General features: G+C 40.8%; 16 protein-coding genes, 5 tRNA genes and 1 pseudogene. 4 read left to right on the top strand and 18 right to left on the bottom strand.

Translation table 11 applies throughout. The features are described 5' to 3' along the window. The 6 genes from EGN73_RS22880 to EGN73_RS22345 all read right to left on the bottom strand — a co-directional run. The coding region (locus EGN73_RS22880; protein ID WP_425515051.1) for a hypothetical protein at positions 1 to 128 on the bottom strand (128 nt) is incomplete at its 3' end. An 82-nt stretch (positions 129 to 210) separates the two neighbouring features. Then, positions 211 to 283 (bottom strand) — tRNA-Lys (locus EGN73_RS22365). A 275-nt stretch (positions 284 to 558) separates the two neighbouring features. Further along, positions 559 to 631 (bottom strand) — tRNA-Lys (locus EGN73_RS22360). A gap of 54 nt (positions 632 to 685) precedes the next feature. Beyond that, positions 686 to 759, bottom strand: a tRNA-Arg gene (locus tag EGN73_RS22355). Between the two features lie 11 nt (positions 760 to 770). Next, positions 771 to 844: transfer RNA gene (locus EGN73_RS22350), tRNA-Pro, on the bottom strand. 133 nt (positions 845 to 977) lie between these two features. Further along, positions 978 to 1,050: transfer RNA gene (locus EGN73_RS22345), tRNA-Lys, on the bottom strand. Between the two features lie 184 nt (positions 1,051 to 1,234). Here EGN73_RS22345 and EGN73_RS22340 point away from each other — a divergent pair. Next, positions 1,235 to 1,852, top strand: a complete 618-nt coding sequence (locus EGN73_RS22340; RefSeq protein WP_343207152.1) for an SH3 domain-containing protein — start codon at positions 1,235 to 1,237, stop codon at positions 1,850 to 1,852. On the opposite strand, the gene EGN73_RS22335 is transcribed toward EGN73_RS22340, so the two are convergent. From EGN73_RS22335 to EGN73_RS22300, 8 genes are all read right to left on the bottom strand, one after another. Continuing rightward, a complete protein-coding gene (locus EGN73_RS22335) occupies positions 1,853 to 2,479 on the bottom strand; it encodes an LON peptidase substrate-binding domain-containing protein (RefSeq protein ID WP_219294392.1) in 627 nt (208 codons plus the stop codon). It lies immediately after the preceding gene. 21 nt (positions 2,480 to 2,500) lie between these two features. Beyond that, complete coding sequence (locus EGN73_RS22330) at positions 2,501 to 3,184, bottom strand: hypothetical protein (RefSeq protein WP_219294390.1); 684 nt, start codon at positions 3,182 to 3,184, stop codon at positions 2,501 to 2,503. A 115-nt stretch (positions 3,185 to 3,299) separates the two neighbouring features. Beyond that, positions 3,300 to 4,307, bottom strand: coding sequence for a type I glyceraldehyde-3-phosphate dehydrogenase (gap, locus tag EGN73_RS22325; protein ID WP_219294388.1), 1,008 nt, complete (start codon positions 4,305 to 4,307; stop codon positions 3,300 to 3,302). Positions 4,308 to 4,604: 297 nt separating this feature from the next. Further along, the gene (locus EGN73_RS22320) at positions 4,605 to 6,839 is read right to left on the bottom strand and encodes an NADP-dependent isocitrate dehydrogenase (RefSeq protein ID WP_219294386.1); all 2,235 of its coding nucleotides are present in this window, start codon (positions 6,837 to 6,839) and stop codon (positions 4,605 to 4,607) included. A gap of 220 nt (positions 6,840 to 7,059) precedes the next feature. Continuing rightward, the gene (locus tag EGN73_RS22315) at positions 7,060 to 7,866 is read right to left on the bottom strand and encodes an amidohydrolase (RefSeq protein ID WP_219294384.1); all 807 of its coding nucleotides are present in this window, start codon (positions 7,864 to 7,866) and stop codon (positions 7,060 to 7,062) included. Between the two features lie 223 nt (positions 7,867 to 8,089). Then, positions 8,090 to 8,644, bottom strand: a complete 555-nt coding sequence (gene def / locus EGN73_RS22310; RefSeq protein WP_219294382.1) for a peptide deformylase — start codon at positions 8,642 to 8,644, stop codon at positions 8,090 to 8,092. After that, positions 8,641 to 9,054 (bottom strand): Holliday junction resolvase RuvX, encoded by a 414-nt coding sequence (ruvX, locus tag EGN73_RS22305; RefSeq protein WP_219294380.1) that lies wholly within the window; start codon positions 9,052 to 9,054, stop codon positions 8,641 to 8,643. The genes def and ruvX overlap by 4 nt, the downstream gene beginning before the upstream one ends. Further along, the gene (locus tag EGN73_RS22300) at positions 9,054 to 9,815 is read right to left on the bottom strand and encodes a hemerythrin HHE cation-binding protein (protein ID WP_219294378.1); all 762 of its coding nucleotides are present in this window, start codon (positions 9,813 to 9,815) and stop codon (positions 9,054 to 9,056) included. The genes ruvX and EGN73_RS22300 overlap by 1 nt, the downstream gene beginning before the upstream one ends. A 159-nt stretch (positions 9,816 to 9,974) precedes the next feature. On the opposite strand from EGN73_RS22300, the gene EGN73_RS22295 reads away from it, so the two are divergent. Together EGN73_RS22295 and EGN73_RS22290 are read left to right on the top strand one after the other, a co-directional pair. After that, complete coding sequence (locus EGN73_RS22295; RefSeq protein ID WP_219294376.1) at positions 9,975 to 11,612, top strand: S41 family peptidase; 1,638 nt, start codon at positions 9,975 to 9,977, stop codon at positions 11,610 to 11,612. 154 nt (positions 11,613 to 11,766) lie between these two features. Continuing rightward, positions 11,767 to 12,213, top strand: a complete 447-nt coding sequence (locus EGN73_RS22290; protein ID WP_219294374.1) for a VOC family protein — start codon at positions 11,767 to 11,769, stop codon at positions 12,211 to 12,213. Between the two features lie 43 nt (positions 12,214 to 12,256). Here EGN73_RS22290 and EGN73_RS22285 read toward each other — a convergent pair whose 3' ends face one another. Further along, positions 12,257 to 14,218: a M1 family metallopeptidase gene (locus EGN73_RS22285; protein WP_219294372.1), complete on the bottom strand. Its 1,962-nt coding sequence runs from the start codon at positions 14,216 to 14,218 to the stop codon at positions 12,257 to 12,259. A 166-nt stretch (positions 14,219 to 14,384) separates the two neighbouring features. Here EGN73_RS22285 and EGN73_RS22280 point away from each other — a divergent pair, with 166 nt between their 5' ends. Further along, complete coding sequence (locus tag EGN73_RS22280; RefSeq protein ID WP_246611707.1) at positions 14,385 to 16,232, top strand: TonB-dependent receptor plug domain-containing protein; 1,848 nt, start codon at positions 14,385 to 14,387, stop codon at positions 16,230 to 16,232. 128 nt (positions 16,233 to 16,360) lie between these two features. On the opposite strand, the gene EGN73_RS22640 is transcribed toward EGN73_RS22280, so the two are convergent. From EGN73_RS22640 to EGN73_RS22270, 3 genes and pseudogenes are all read right to left on the bottom strand, one after another. Continuing rightward, positions 16,361 to 16,666, bottom strand: coding sequence for a hypothetical protein (locus EGN73_RS22640; RefSeq protein ID WP_246611709.1), 306 nt, complete (start codon positions 16,664 to 16,666; stop codon positions 16,361 to 16,363). Positions 16,667 to 16,804: 138 nt separating this feature from the next. Further along, a pseudogene (locus tag EGN73_RS22780) lies at positions 16,805 to 16,870 on the bottom strand (GIY-YIG nuclease family protein); the annotation flags it as partial. A gap of 100 nt (positions 16,871 to 16,970) precedes the next feature. Further along, the gene (locus EGN73_RS22270) at positions 16,971 to 17,222 is read right to left on the bottom strand and encodes a GIY-YIG nuclease family protein (RefSeq protein ID WP_219294367.1); all 252 of its coding nucleotides are present in this window, start codon (positions 17,220 to 17,222) and stop codon (positions 16,971 to 16,973) included. Between the last annotated feature and the right edge of the window lie 98 nt (positions 17,223 to 17,320).

Raw genomic sequence — 17,320 nt, 5'->3', positions numbered from 1 at the left:
CGTCTGACAAGATCAGAACCAATACCAAGTTCCTCGCTAATTTCAGTTGATGTCTTTCCATTACGGTATAATTCAACAACCATTAACTTGAAGGATTTATCGAATGACCTTCTTTTTTTCTTTTCCATATCTACTAAGTTAATCGAGCTTAACTTAATGTCCAATCAAATGTAGCAGATCCACACCCTTTGGCGCTGTTCCCAACTTTTGTGATCCCGCTGGGGCTCGAACCCAGGACCCTAACATTAAAAGTGTTATGCTCTACCAGCTGAGCTACGGAATCAATTCTTCATTAATAATGAGAGCATCTCCTTGCGAGAGATGCTCTTCGGCATTGTGATCCTGTCAGGACTCGAACCTGAAACCTTCCCGATTAGTCGGGATGCTCTATCCAGTTGAAACCTAGTTCGTACCCTTCTTCCAAACCTTACAAAATAAAAAAAACCTCCGATATAGAGGTTTTTTTATGTGATCCCGCTGGGGCTTCCCGATAAGGACTTGCTTAGCGCGTCCAACCGGGATAAACTTCTCACCCTTTGGCGCTGTTCCCAACTTTTGTGATCCCGCTGGGGCTCGAACCCAGGACCCTAACATTAAAAGTGTTATGCTCTACCAGCTGAGCTACGGAATCAATTCTTCATTAATAATGAGAGCATCTCCTTGCGAGAGATGCTCTTCGGCATTGTGATCCTGTCAGGACTCGAACCTGAAACCTACTGCTTAGAAGGCAGTTGCTCTATCCAGTTGAGCTACAGGACCTGGATAAATAGTCGGGGTGGCAGGATTCGAACCTACGACCTCCACATCCCAAATGTGGCGCGATACCGGGCTACGCTACACCCCGAACTTTAATCTAAATTTATTTTAAAAGCACTTTTGCTTCTTTGGTGATCCCGCTGGGGCTTCCCGATAAGGACTTGCTTCGCGCGTCCAATCGGGATAAACTTCTCGCCCTTTGGCGTTCTTCCCAACTTATGTGATCCCGCTGGGGCTCGAACCCAGGACCCTAACATTAAAAGTGTTATGCTCTACCAGCTGAGCTACGGAATCTGTTACGTTTTGACTTGTTTTTTCTTAAATCATTGCCGTAATTGGACTGCAAATTTAAGCTACTGATTTGAAAATGCAAAGTATAACGAGAATCTTTCTGACAAAATTTATAATATTTTTTATCACCTTTTTACAAAGCTTTAATTGTCAGGCCGATATAAACAAGCTGAATAAAGCAGATTCTTTGTTTGGCAATCAAGCTTACCAAGAAGCTTATGTGATTTATGAAGATTTACTACAAAATGAGGACGCCTACTCTCCAGCAATGTTATTAAAGATGGCATTTATTGCCGAAGGTACCGGTGATTTTTCCAAAGCTTCATTTTACCTGGCTAAATATTATGATGAAAATCCGAACCCGCGGGTAATTACCAAAATCAAAACTTTGACCGAACAGAGCAGCCTTGTTGGGTATGAATTGACAGACAGGGATAGATTTCTCAAGTTTCTAACGGATGTGCAATCCGAGTTGACAGCAGTCTTTGCTTTTCTCTTGATTGTATCTTTGATCTTATTGTTGGTTTACAATAAAAACGTAATCCGTCCGAAATACTACCTACCTACCATTTTTTTATTGGTATTGGTTTTTGTGGCAAATAACTTCCTGAGCGGACCGAAAACTGGGATTGTCACTGGTAGCCCTACCCTTGTCATGGATAAGCCCACAGCAGGCGGGAAATTGATCAAAGTAGTAGATCCTGGACACCGTGTAGTGATCAAATCTTCAAAAGACATCTGGTACGAAGTAAAATGGGGTGATCGCAAAGCTTATGTCAAAAAGGAAAGTGTCACCAGATTGTGATCAAAAATCCAGAGGATCTAGATTCTTAAAATGACCGTTTTGTTTGATTCTGTCTTTGGCTTTTTCAAGGTCTCTCATGACAGGTAAAATGCGCTTCAAATGCTTGATAAGAAATTGCTGTCTATCTGCTTCAGATGAAATCCGAAGCAATTCATATTCTTCTTCTATTTTCAGGCCCAGCTTGTGTGCAACAGTAAACGAACTGAACAATGCTGAGCTCAGGTCTATTTCATAACCTATTAGTCTGAAAAATTCTTTGAGAAAAAATACAAACTCATCATAAATATTTTTGGCAACAGAAGGATCATTTTCCTGATAGACCACTTTTCCTCCAGCATATAATTTCCCGCTTGCAGGATTGTCAAAAGTGATCACTTCAAAAACCCGAACACCCAAGGTCTTGACATCCATCCTTCCGTCTTCATACACTTTGGAAATCTCCTGCAACCTGACTTCAGTCCCAAATGGCATAAGCTTATCAATATAGACCGCTATCCCAAACAGTCCTCCTGACTCTTTGATATCATGTATCAGCTGACGGTACCTAGGTTCAAAAATATGAAGATTGACCTGTTCGCTTGGAAATGCTACCAGCTTTAAGGGAAACAAGGGAATATAAGATGACATACCAACTCAACTGAATACGGCTCAATTGGTTTGACCTGCCAGTTCTTCATCAAGGACTTTTTGAAGTGTCAGAATCTGATCTGGGGACATATAAAGATTTTTGATCTTGTCCTTGTAGTCATCTTCAAAATTCTCATTATTAAGGATATAGTGCTTGTTGGCAAGTATATAGTGCCCCATTCCGCAACCTATTGCATAACCGTCTGCTGTAAGTTCGGCTTCGGTCACACTTTTATCAAACAAATAGTACTTGATCCCAAAACGCATCATGTTGACCGAAGACCTATTGATATAGTCCATTACATGTCCCAATTCATGTCCTATCCATCCAACTAGCGCTTCATGAGGCACATTTTCTATCGGGTAGAATCCTTCGGCAAAATCAAGCTGTCTGGTGATTTTGATTTTGTACTTCCTTTTTTCTTTTCCATCCAGAAACAATGAAAATAACCTCGGCTGTGCCTGCATGACAGCTCCAGAGATTTTTTCCCGAAACTCAAAATCTATAGACACATCCCTCAACTCAGGAAAATACTCCAAAGCCTCTTTTACAGGGCCTAAAATTTCAATAGGTATGGTCTTATTTTGATATTCAATCACCTTAGACTCTGATTCAGTATCATCAGATTGAGGCAAGGCATGCTGGGGTGATGGAGTAAATAAAAAACTAATCAATAATAGAAATGAGGAAATCAAGTACTTCATAAAGGGTTTAATAAATTGTTCATCAGTATATTAAAAAAACCCAATCTTTCCAAAAAATGTTCAATCCAATAAAAAAGGGAGCCTGAGCTCCCCTTATTTTTTCAGCAATGCTTTATCAACCTTTTGAGGCGATAAAAGTCAAAAGGTCAATCACTTTGTTGGAGTAACCCCACTCATTGTCATACCAGGAAACGACTTTCACAAATGTGTCGCTAAGCTGTATACCGGCATCTTTATCAAAAATAGAAGTGCGAGGATCACCATTGAAATCTGTAGATACTACGGCATCTTCAGTATAACCCAAAATACCTTTTAGGCTACCTTCAGAAGCTTCTTTCATTTTGGCGCAGATCTCTTCGTATTTAGCAGGGTTTTTCAACCTTACTGTCAAGTCTACTACTGATACGTTTGGTGTTGGAACCCTAAATGCCATACCTGTCAATTTCCCGTTCAATTCAGGAATTACTTTACCTACCGCTTTTGCAGCACCTGTAGACGATGGGATGATATTCTGGGCAGCTCCTCGACCACCTCTCCAGTCTTTGGCAGAAGGTCCATCTACTGTCTTTTGTGTAGCTGTAGTAGCGTGCACAGTAGTCATCAAGCCTTCTTCTATTCCCCAGTTGTCATTCAACACTTTTGCTATAGGCGCCAGACAGTTGGTAGTACAAGATGCGTTAGAGACAAAATTCATATCAGAAGTATATTTATCTTCATTCACACCCATTACAAACATAGGGGTATCATCTTTGGAAGGTGCGGACATGATTACTTTCTTCGCACCTGCATCCAAGTGTCCTTGCGCAGTCTCTTTGGTTAGGAAAATACCGGTAGATTCTACCACGTAGTCAGCACCTACTTCTCCCCATTTAAGGGCAGCGGGGCTCTTTTCAGAGGTAACTCTGATTTCGTTGCCGTTTACTACCAGTTTACCGTCCTTTACTTCCACAGTACCGTCAAAAACGCCATGGGTGGAATCATACTTCAGCATGTAAGCAATGTAGTCTACATCGATCAAATCATTGATGGCGACGATCTGTACATCATTTCTTTTTTGTGCTGCTCTAAAAACAAGTCTACCGATTCTTCCGAATCCGTTGATTCCTACTTTGATTTTGCTCATAGTTATTTTATTTATTGTTGTGTTGGTTATACTCTAAAAAGAATTCGGGATCAAACAATCCCCTTTCAAACATGTATTTTAAGAGTAGATTTCTGCTTAAAATTACCAAATTAATTCCGGCTACCAAAATATTTAAAAGATTGATAATGAACCTTTTAAAAAACAATCGATTGCGGAAAAATTGTCTAAAAAACAATTTATTGATAATCAGTAATATACTCTTGATGATTTTTTTGAACAGTCACTTATTACTAAGGCCATAAAAACAAAAAAGCTGGCACATGGCCAGCCCTTTTATTATCCGGATATCTTTGCAAGGATACGGTTCAAAGTGGCGCTAGGCCTCATCACCTTGGCTGTTTTTTCAGCATCCGGTTTGAAATACCCTCCTATATCCACTTTTACACCTTGTATATCATTCAACTCAGAAAGAATTTTACTTTCATTGTCCAAAAGCTCAATGGCAATTGGTGAAAATATCGCTTTCAAATCCTCATCTTTATCCTGTGCAGCTAAAGCCTCGGCCCAATACATCGCAAGGTAAAAGTGACTGCCTCTATTATCGAGTTCTTTTGCTTTTCTGGAAGGAGATTTGTTTTCATCCAAAAATTTCCCGGTAGCTTGATCCAATGTTTCGGCCAAGACTTTGGCCCTTTCATTGTCAAAGGTGGATGCCAAATGCTCCAAAGAAACTGCCAATGCCAAAAACTCCCCTAAAGAATCCCATCTAAGATGGTTTTCTTCTACAAGTTGTTCGACATGCTTTGGGGCTGAACCTCCCGCACCTGTCTCAAATAAACCGCCTCCATTCATCAATGGTACTATAGAAAGCATTTTGGCACTGGTTCCAAGCTCCAGAATGGGGAATAAATCGGTAAGATAATCCCGAAGTACGTTTCCTGTTACAGAAATGGTATCCTTTCCTTCCTTGATTCGCTCTAATGAGAATCTGGTCGCTTCCACTGGGCTCATGATTTGGATGTCTAATCCATCTGTATCATGATCGGCCAGGTATTTATTTACTTTTGAAATAAGCTGTGCATCATGAGCACGGTTTTTATCCAACCAGAAAATAGCCGGAACACCGGTTGCTTTGGCTCTATTAACCGCCAATTTTACCCAATCCTGAATAGGGGCATCCTTGGTCTGACACATTCTCCAGATATCCCCTTGGGCTACAGCATGCGAAATCAGCACCTCTCCGGTTGAAGAGACCACCTTCACAGTTCCTGCAAAAGGAATTTCAAATGTCTTGTCGTGAGAACCATACTCTTCCGCCTTTTGTGCCATCAAGCCAACATTGGGAACAGAACCCATAGTGGCCGGATCAAATGCTCCGTTTTTCTTACAAAAGTCTATCGTCTCCTGATATACACCAGCATAGGACCTGTCAGGTATCACTGCCTTAGTATCTTGTTGCTTTCCTTGCTTGTTCCACATCTGACCTGAAGTCCTGATCATGGCAGGCATAGAAGCATCAATGATCACATCACTTGGCACGTGAAGGTTGGTGATGCCTTTGTCTGAATTTACCATGGCCAAGTCAGGCCCCTCTGATAGACATGCTTCAATATCTTCTTCGATGAGGGCTTTTTTTTCTGTCGGCAAACTTTGGATTTTGGCAATCAGGTCTCCAAAACCATTGTTGACATCAACACCGAGTGATGACAATATCTCAGCATTTTTATCAAATACAGGAGCAAAAAACACTTTCACTGCATGACCAAAAATAATCGGATCCGATACCTTCATCATAGTTGCTTTCATGTGTAGGGAAAACAACACACCCTGACGCTTGGCATCTTCCTTCTGCTCAGCAAGAAATTTTTTGAGTGAAGCTACACTCAATACCGCAGCATCTATCACTTCACCTTCCTGTAATGAAAGGTTTTCCTTTAGTTTTAAAATGGTACCATCCGGACCTTGCAGTTCTATGGACACTTTTTCAGCCTGACCAAGCGTGAGAGATTTTTCACTTCCATAAAAGTCCCCTTCAGTCATGCTGGCTACGTGAGATTTGGAGTCAGAGCTCCAAGCACCCATGCTGTGAGGGTTCTTTTTTGCATATTGCTTCACGGCCTGAGGTGCTCTTCTATCAGAATTCCCCTCTCTCAATACCGGATTTACCGCACTGCCCTTTACCTTATCATATTTAGCTTTAATTTCCTTTTCCTCTTCGTTTTGCGGATTGTTAGGATATTCCGGAAGATTGTATCCTTTTGCCTGTAGTTCTTTAATCGCTGCCAACAATTGGGGCATAGATGCCGAAATATTGGGTAACTTAACAATATTGGCTTCCGGGGTTTTGGCGATTTGACCCAACTCCGCAAGATCATCATTGATCCTCTGATCCTCTGTCAATCTCTCAGGAAACTGGGAGATGATCCTTCCAGAAAGAGATATATCTCTGGTCTCTACTGAAACGCCAGCAGACTCTGTGAAAGATTTCACTATGGGAAGTAAGGAATATGTAGCCAAGGCCGGGGCCTCATCAGTCAGCGTATAAAGGATTTTTGCTGTTTTGGTGGTCATTTTCTGTTGATTCAGATATGGTTTACAAATAATTTAAATGAAGCATCTTCAAAATCTGGATTTAATTTTTTTGATGCTTTGTTTACTCTTTTATTAAAATTGGAGGGCTAAATTAAGGAATTTATCAAAGTTTCAAAGATTCGTTACATAAGCAGAAAATTCAGCACATGAATGTCCCCACTTATAATGAACAAAGGGAAAATGCTTATTCAACTACTTTCTATTTCAATTCAAATCTATCACTGTCTCTCCAGGCGGGAAATTTCTTTCTGAACTCCATTAACCCTTCATAATCAAGCTCTGCAATAAGTATTTCTTCCTTTTCTTGTGAAAAGCAAATCGTCTCACCTTTATAATTGTATGCCCCTGAATGTCCTGAATAAGGAACTTGATTACCGTCCCGCCCTATTCTGTTTACTCCTATCGAATAAGCTAAATTTTCCACAGCTCTGGCCTGAAGTAGAATATCCCAAGCATTGATCCTGGGACTTGGCCAGCTTGCCACATAAAAAACAAGATCGTAAGCCAAAGAACCATCATCTAGGAGCCTATTTCTGCTCCAAACGGGAAATCTTAGGTCATAACACACCTGAGGCATAATTCTCCAGCCCTTCCATTCGAAGAATTCTTGGGTCTTTCCCATGCTGTAATGCTCATCTTCAGAGGCCATCCGGAAAAGATGGCGTTTGTCATAATGTCCTATATCTCCATTTGGCTTGGCCCATACAAGTCTATTAAAATATTTACCGTCTTCCACTACTACAAAGCTACCTGTCACCAAGGCTTGGGTATGCCGAGCCATCTGCTTTAGCCACCTTGTGGTTTGCAGGTTCATATTTTCAGCAACTTCTTCAGCCTCCATGGTAAATCCCGTAGTGAACATTTCAGGTAAAATAATTATATCCACTTCTTCATCCATTCCTGCTATTTTCTCCTCTAGCATAGCCATGTTGGCCACTTTATTTTTCCAATAAAGCTCGGTCTGTACTAGGGCGACTTTCAGCTGGGGAGAAATGTTTTTTTCCATGGTTTTAAAAATCATTATTAGTTACTAAAATTGGCATTTACAGAAAGGAAATGACAGTTGGTGTACGTCATCCTGATCCCGGATCAGGAGAAGGATCTCCTTCCCTTAATAGTGGGAGATTCTTCACTGCGTTTAGAATGACGATCCCTTCATATCTGTCAATGGTAGCAATGGATAGGCGGTCCAATCTGCATAAATATTAACTAATTGGCAGGATCCCGGATCACTTAAGCGGGTAAACCATTCTGTAATCAGTCGATACTTTACCTTTACTGATTTCTATGAGCTTACTTTTCACCAACCTTTTTTTGAGTCCTTTTAGGTAATCTACAAATAGAATGCCTTCTAAATGATCATATTCGTGCTGGATCACTCTAGCGGTCATACCCGAGAATTCTTCTTCATGAAGGTTCCAGTTTTCGTCAAAATACTCAATGGTGAGCTTTTCCGGCCTGATTATCTCAGCCCTTACATCAGGTATGCTGAGACATCCTTCTTCAAAGCTATAATCATCTCCATATTCATCCAAAATGATCGGATTGACAAAAACTTTTCTGAATCCTTTTTCTTCATCTTCTTCATCGAGCATGAGATTACTGTCAATGACAAATAACCTTATACCTTTGTTGATCTGTGGTGCTGCAAGGCCTACTCCATTGGCGTGGTCCATTGTGGCATACATGTCCTCTATAAGTTTGGAGATATCTTCTCCCTCTTTGATCTCTTCAGCTTCTTTCTTTAAAATAGGGTTACCGTAAGCTACAATTGGATATATCATTGTCTATCTAAATATGATTGTAATATAATGGCCGCACTGACTTTATCCAGGTTGCCTGCTTTTTCTCTTCTGTCCTTTTTCTTGCTGCCCATGGCTATCATGCTCTGCATGGCCATTCTGGAAGTAAAGCGCTCATCTATCAGGACGAGTTCTTTATCTGGAAACAACTTCTTTAGTCTATCTTTTAGGCTGATGACCCTGGGTGTCATTTCGTTTGGATTACCATCCAAGTGGGTTGGGTAGCCCAGGACAATCGTTTCGACATCTTCCTTTACGAAGTAATCACGTAGAAAATCAACAAGTTTTGCAGTTTCGACGGTTTGCAATGGATTGGCCAGCATCTTAAGTGTATCTGTAACTGCTATACCCGTCCTTTTGGTTCCAAGGTCTATTGCCAAAATCCTCCCCATCAGTTTGCAGCAATTTTCTTTCTCACACTTCTAAGCACTTCTCTTTCCAGCTCAATAGCTTTGGGAAACAGAAGTGCATCTTCAATCTGGGCGTGAATATTGAGTTCTTTTTCAAATACCTGGAGCTCGTTGTAAAGGACTTTCATGCTGACAGGAGCATTTTCAGGTAAAAAATAATTGTTCGTAAGCTTTCTGATCCCAACCATTTCATCGTCATGGACTTCGTGCGAATCTGCCAATGAAGCGATTGGTTGCTTTTCTAAAATCACCAGCGCATCATTTAAGGCAAACTCCCCCTCTTCAATGTTGTGAAGAAGTTCGATTCTATTGAACACCCTACTTTCTTCTTCGTGGATATGGTGGATAAAATCTTCCACAAAAAGAGGGAATAAAATCCTTAAATCATTGAGCACATTGCTGTAATCTTTGTCCTCAACTTGAATTCCGGTAATCATATGGGACAAGAAAGGGAGCTCCTGACGTACAAAATAATAATGTTTCTTTTTTAAATAGGCTACCAGCACTTCAATTGGCCTTAAATACAATTCCTCAGAAGTAGGCTCTTTTCTTTTTGCCCAGTTTTCTAGCTCGTGGATCAACTGCTGTGGCTGAATACGGTGTTTTTGACAAACGTCCTGAAGGGAATTCTGTTCATACTGAAAAAAACTGATCCCAAAATAATGCAGCACCGAAGCGAATACATAATTACCGGAAACAAGTTCTTTGATGGGGCTTTTTTCAATATCTTTAGAATTCCACATGAGGACAAAATTAATTTATTTTGGCTAAAAAAGGTTAAAGACCTCATCAAAATTGAAATAATGGCGTTTATAAAAACGAATTGGCCATAAAACCTGTTAAAAGATATATTTGCCAATTACCCGTAACAAAAAGTAAAAAATAAATAACCGGAGGACACCGTGAGCGAAATAAAAAACACCAAACAGCAAATCAGACTTCCTTTGATCCTAGCCTTGGCAATATCTGCAGGGATATGGATAGGAGCAACATTTGCAGAACCTAAATCTGACCGCAATGACCTGAAAGCTGCACTTTACAAAATTCAGGAAATCATTACCTACATCAACAGAGATTATGTGGATTCGGTCAATACCAATGAACTTGTCGAGCACGGCATCCAAAAAATGCTTGAAAAGCTTGACCCCCACTCCTCATATATACCCGCCAAAGATGCATCCCTGGCCAAATCCCAACTGGACGGAGAATTTGATGGTATAGGTGTGGAATTTGGAATCATTAGAGACACTATTTATGTAGTAGCTCCTTTGACAGGAGGCCCTTCCGAAAAACTAGGCATCCAATCCGGAGATCAGATCATAAAAGTGGATGGTAAAAACGTAGCCGGAACCGGAATTACCAACAGAGATGTGTTTGATCTTTTAAGAGGTCCAAAAAACAGCAAAGTCAACATAGACATCAAAAGGAAAAACCATGATGACCTGATCACTTACGAAGTCACCAGAGATAAAATCCCACAGTACAGCATCAATGCCTCCTACATGGTCAATAATGAAGTGGGATACATCAAGGTGACAAGGTTTGCTGCTACCACCCATGAAGAATTCAAGAAATCCCTTAAAGAGCTTAAAGATCAGGGAATGAAAAAACTTATTCTTGACCTACAAGGTAACCCTGGAGGATACATGGGCGCTGCCATCAACATGGCAGATGAAATCCTTGACGACAACGCCCTGATAGTATCGCAGGAAGGCAAAATGAGCCGTTATAATCAAAAAGCTTATGCAGTGAAGCCAGGAAATTTTGAGGACGGCACAATCATAGTTCTTATCAATGAGGGCAGTGCATCTGCATCAGAGATTTTGGCCGGAGCTGTACAGGACAATGACAGAGGCCTTATCGTAGGTAGAAGATCTTTTGGAAAAGGATTGGTGCAAATGCCAATTGACCTATCTGATGGTGCAGAGTTGAGATTGACCATTGCACGGTACTACACTCCATCCGGCAGATCTATACAGAAGCCATATGGTGAGGATGAAGATTACAGTGCGGACTGGTCATACAGGCTGGAGCATGGAGAGTTCTTCTCAGCTGACAGCATCAAGTTCAATGACAGCCTAAAATATGAGACCATAAGCGGAAGAACAGTATATGGAGGTGGAGGTATCATGCCCGACTTCTTTGTACCACTTGATACTACAATGGCAAGTGCATATGTGAATAGGTTGATGAATTCGGATGCTTCCAGGGAATATATCCTCGATTACTTGGACAACAATAAGAAGAAGTTTGAGAATATGAGCTTTGAGGAGTACTACAAGAATTTTGATATTACTGAAAATATGCTTCAGGACCTGATAAAAGTCGGAGAGAAAAATAAGGTCAAATTCAATGAAAAAGACTTCAACAAATCTAAAGATTATTTGAAAATCCTAATCAAAGCCAACATGGCCAGGAACATTTATGATGATAATGCATTCTACAAAATCATAAATGAAACCGTTAATGAAGCGTTTATCCAGGCCCTAAACCTCTTTGAGGAAGCTCAGGAGATAGCAATGGCAGGGAAAAGAAATTAAAATCACGCAAAATTTACTGAGAAGGTCAGTCTTTCATCAAGACTGACCTTCTTTTTTTGACCTTTCAAACCTACAAGCTTTCGGCAATCATATTCGTGCCAAAAGGATAATTTCAAATTCTTATCTTTAGGATTGAACAACAAACCCTATACCTATGAAAAATTTACTTTTGACAGCAGTCATACTCTTGGTATCAAATATTATCCATCATAAAACAATGGCACAGGCAAAGATTACCCATATCGCAGTATATGTTGAAGACATTAAGAGAAGTACCGCATTTTATTCTGATGTATTCGAATTTGAAGAACTCGATGAACCCTTCAAAGATGGTGTACATGTATGGTTCGATATTGGAAACAACCTATCCATGCATATTATTCAGGCTCCTTGGGAACCTGTTACGATCAATAAAAACAACCACATATGCTTCAGTGTACCCGATATGAAAGCTTTTATTGCAAAACTGGAAAGCCTGGGTGTTACTTACGGCGATTGGCCAGGAAATGAAGGGGAAATCAATATCCGGCCTGATGGAATCCAGCAAATATACATACAGGACCCGGATGGCTATTGGATAGAAATCAACGACGAATATTGATCTTAAAAAAAGGCAGCGGTGAAGTTCCGCTGCCTTTTAAACTTTAATCCTCATAGAGGCTAGTGGGCCATCTGTCATTTGCTGAATTGATGTCCGGCATGATTTTCTCCGGGTCAATCTCCACCGCTACCACTTTCTTGTCTGTTCTAAGCAGGTGATTCCATTGATTTCCTTTAAACCAAATCTCTACAGGCAAAGTCCTTCTCTCCTTTTCGCCATCTTCATAGGTGATCTCAAGCTGTACCGGCATAGGCATCTGCCCATGGTTAGACAATGATACTACATAGTTTGGTCCATAAGGATATACACCATCAATCGCAATATCAATAGTAGCATTGCTGTAAAACCAACCTTTCCAGAACCAATCCAGATTTTCTCCGACTGCGTTTTCGAAATGGTTGAAAAAGTCATTGGGCTGTGGGTGCTTGTAAGCCCAGGTGCTGATATAAGACTTGAAGGCTTTATCAAAGCGCTCCGGTCCAATGACATACTCTCTTAGTACGATCATGCCCAAAGCAGGCTTATAGTAGGCTGACATGCCAATATTAGCAGGCTGTAACCTGTCAGGGTGAGTCACTACTGGCTCCCTGTCTTTATTGGTCAATTGGTTGATATACCTCCTTGTTTGCTTGAGATTGTTGGTATATTCCCCTTCATTGAAAGCCAGATAACTGTAATAATTGATAAAGGTGTTGAATCCTTCATCCATCCAAGCATGTCTCCTTTCGTTTGTACCTACAATCATAGGAAACCAATTGTGGCCAAATTCGTGGTCTGTTACACCCCAAAGTGATGCTCCTTTTGACCTGAAGCTACAGAAATTCAAACCCGGGTATTCCATTCCGTTTACTTCTGCAGCCACGTTGACTGCTACAGGATAGGGGTATTCGTACCACATCTCTGAATAATGCTCTACAGATGCTTTGCCGTACTCGGTTGATCTTCCCCAAGCCTCATCTCCATCACTTTCTCTTGGATAGACGGATTGGGCCATTGCTTTTTTCCCGCTTGGTAGATTAATTCGTGCGGCATCCCAAATAAAGGTCTTGGAAGAGGCAAAAGCCACATCCCTGGTATTGTTCATTTTAAAATGCCAAGTAACTGCTCCCTCTTTCTTTGGTCTATTATTTTCATAATCAGTAATTTCCTCAGGAGTAATGATATACACCCTCTCATCACTTTCTGCGGCTTCCTTCATTCTTCTTTGCTGTTCCCTTGTCAGGACCTGACCGGGATTTACCAACTCTCCAGAACCAACCACAATATGATCGAAGGGCACCGTGACCTTATATTCAAAATCACCGTAACCTAAGTAAAATTCGCCTGCTCCTAGATAGGGGTCTGTATTCCATCCAGTCACATCATCAAACACTGCAACTTTTGGATACCACTGGGCCATGGCATAGATGACACCGTCTTTTACTTTCACACGTCCCATTCTATCCATTCCCTTCTCGGGAATTTTGTATTCAAAGTCCATTGATATGGTAGCCTGCCCTCCTTTGGCCGGAATAGGCTCTGCAATGGTAACCCTCATTCTGGTGTCATCCACAAAATGATCATCCGAAACAGGTTTGTTTCTTCCAACAACCTGAGCTTTCAAATTCCGGATCTCATATCCACCGTCAAGATCCCCAACATAACGACTTCCCTGCACAGGAGTAGTCAGGGTACCTCTAGAATCAGGTGTGAAGCGATTCTGCTCTAAATAAAGCCACACAAAGTCCAATTCCTCAGGACTGTTGTTGGTATAGGTAATGGTAAGCGAACCTGACAATGTATGATTGTCTTCATCCAGCTTCACATCAATTTTATAATCCGCTTGGTTTTGCCAATACATAGGCCCTGGCTTTCCAGAGGCCGTCCTGTAGGCTGTCCCTTGCCTGTAACCAATTTCCGTGAATGCCCGATCTTTGTTATCAATCACCTCCTGTCCGAAAGACATTGAGGCACAGGACAAAAAAGCCAGCATAAGGAAAATTTTTCTTAATCCGATTTTTTTCATAGAATCTATTTTTACTTCAGGCGCCTAAAATAAAGAATGGACCCTTAAAGAAAAATTGATTTTTTACAGTTCTCTGTTCCTTTTTGCAAACTTTTCTTAAAAATGAACGGATTTGCTTCCTTAATTCTCATAGCATTAATTTGCACAACAATAAACCACGACTTATATGAAATCAGTTTTTACTTTAATGTTCTATTTTTCCCTTAGCGGTATTTTATCAGCCAATCCGGTAAATGACAGCACTGCGGTAGCACTTGAGGAAGTCACTATAATGGAAAACCGGATAGGAATTCCATTTAACAAAGTTTCCCGGAATATTTCTGTGGTTTCCAGAAAAGAAATAGAAACCACACCCGCCCGAAGCATACAAGAAGTTCTATCATTTACACCAGGTCTTGATGTGCGACAGAGAGGTGTAAGCGGTGTTCAGGCTAATATTGGTATCAGAGGAGGTGGATTTGAACAAACCCTTATGCTCATCAACGGGATAAAACTTACAGATCCACAAACAGGCAATCACATGATGAATATACCTGTCCCTCTCCAGTCTATCCAAAGGATAGAAGTGCTGAAAGGACCTGGATCAAGGATTTTCGGACAAAATGCATTTGCAGGAGCCATCAACCTCATCACCACACTTCCCGAAACCAAAAGCCTACAAATCCAGGGTTTTGGAGGAGATTTCGGTATGCGTGGAGGCCATATTATTACTTCGATGCCTGTCGGAAAATACAGACAAACTCTTTCCGTCTCTCATGACGCCTCAGAAGGGCACCAATATAATAGTGACTTCAAAGTCACCAATGTATTTTATGAATCAGGAATAGAACTAAATGAGAAAAATGAGCTCAATGCCATGTTCGGTTTTTCGGACAGGAACTTTGGTGCCAATGGTTTTTATACTGATTTATTTCCCGATCAGTGGGAAAGTCTTCAAACCTACCTGAGCTCGGTCAGCCACACCTACGATCACAACAACCTGTATTTCCAGACCAGGGCATATTGGAGAAGAAATATAGATGAGTTTAGGTTGAGGAGAAATGAACCCGAATTTTTCACCAACAATCACGTATCCGATGTATTGGCATTGGAATTTAATGCCTCTTACACTTCCGATTTGGGAATTACAGGATTTGGAGTCGAGGGCAGACAGGAAAGCATAGACAGCAACAACCTCGGGCAAAGATCCAGAGAGTTCTTGGGACTATTTGCCGAGCACAGGATAGAGATCGGCCAGAAAACCGATATCAGGGCAGGGGTTTACTCCAATTACTTCAATGAATATGGCTGGAAACATTTTCCAGGTGCAGAAATCGGTTTTCAGGCCAGCCCAAGCAACAGGTTCTATGGGAATTTTGGGATAAGCTACCGCATACCTTCCTACACTGAATTGTTTTATCAGGATGCAAGCAATACAAGCAACCCAAACCTACTTCCTGAGGAAGCCAGCAATTATGAATTTGGCTGGAAATTAAACAGATCAAGACTAAGGGCAGAGGTGGTTTATTTCTACCGATATACGCAAAATCTCATTGATTACACCCGCTTGCCAAGCAACCAAACTCCAAACCCTAACCAATGGACTCCAGGAAATGTAAGTGAAGTCACTTTCAATGGGGTAGAAACGGCAATTCAATACAAAGTAAACTGGGGTTTGACCAATGCCCGTTTGACCGAAGTATCCGCAAGCTACAATTACATCAGAGCGGACTTGGTGCAGCCAGAAGAAATCGAGTCTAGATTTGCCCTGAATTCTTTAAGAAACCAGATTATTGCCGGAATTCAGGCAGAACTATTTGGAAAAGCAGAATTAACTGTAAAGAGCAGGTATTTGGAAAGAATTGCCCTGGATCCATATTTCCTATTGGACGCAAGAATAGATTTCAACAGGTTAAAAACTTTCGGCCTTTTTGTAGAAGTCTCTAACATAACTAACACACAATATATAGAGGCAGGTTTTGTTCAAATGCCTGGGAGATGGGCTAAGGCTGGGTTTAATTTAAACCTGTTTTGAAGTTAATCTTTATCAAGCCTTACCTAAACAGTCTCACGTTTTTATTTTATAGGACCCAAGTTTGAGCAACTATTTGTTCAATCTTTGGAAATGTTAAATTTAAAACAAAGACAAATTCCTAAATAGCTTTAATATTCCTGAATAAATATCTGCTGAAAAAAAGCATCAACCTCCTTTTGGATGACCTTAGGATCTAAACAGTTATCTTCCAAATGCTTGGAAGAAACCTCCATTTGTGCCAACAAAATCGCTCCATCAGAAAGAGAATATCTTTTCAATAAATTATGTTCGGAACCTAAACCAAGACCACCCATTGAATATGGGTCTGTCAATTCCTTATATTGTAATTGGGAAACCAAGCCACTTATTTTAAAAAGTTTCCTGTTCAGAATTTCCATTTCCAAAAAATAACTGACTCCTAAATTATCATTCAAACGCTGTATATTTCGTTTTAGGGGAAAATCACTGACTCCATTAGCAATAAGCTCAATCTCATTTTCATCAATATCCCAAATCTCCTGAAATCCTTTATGATTGCTCCGGTGCCTTCGCAGCCTCTCTTCCAAAATATCACAGGTATGGCCAACATAAAACCGGTCTGAACATTTTGAGTATAGTATGTAAAAATGGCAGGGCATATAACAAAAAAAGCCTCTTTTAAAGGCTTATTGTGGGAGTTGAGGGATTCGAACCCCCGACCCTTCCGACCGTAAGTCGGAATGCTCTGAACCAACTGGGCTAGGCCCCTTTGAACAGAAGCAAAATCTTTTTGCGGCTCTTCCATGATTTTACCTCTCGCTCACGGGCATAGGCTGATTTCTTATCAGGGTATGGCTCTGAATAAACCAGTTCCCAATCTGACTGAGTTCCTGTAAATCCTTTATGATTGCTCCGGTGCCTTCGCAGCCTCTCTTCCAAAATATCACAGGTATGGCCAACATAAAACCGGTCTGAACATTTTGAGTATAGTATGTAAAAATGGCAGGGCATATAACAAAAAAAGCCTCTTTTAAAGGCTTATTGTGGGAGTTGAGGGATTCGAACCCCCGACCCTTCCGACCGTAAGTCGGAATGCTCTGAACCAACTG

It is taken from the genome of Arthrospiribacter ruber (genome assembly GCF_019343195.1).
Classification (GTDB): domain Bacteria; phylum Bacteroidota; class Bacteroidia; order Cytophagales; family Cyclobacteriaceae; genus Arthrospiribacter; species Arthrospiribacter ruber.
Note: the sequence above shows the minus strand (reverse complement) of the source record. Positions and strands in the feature narration are given on the sequence as shown.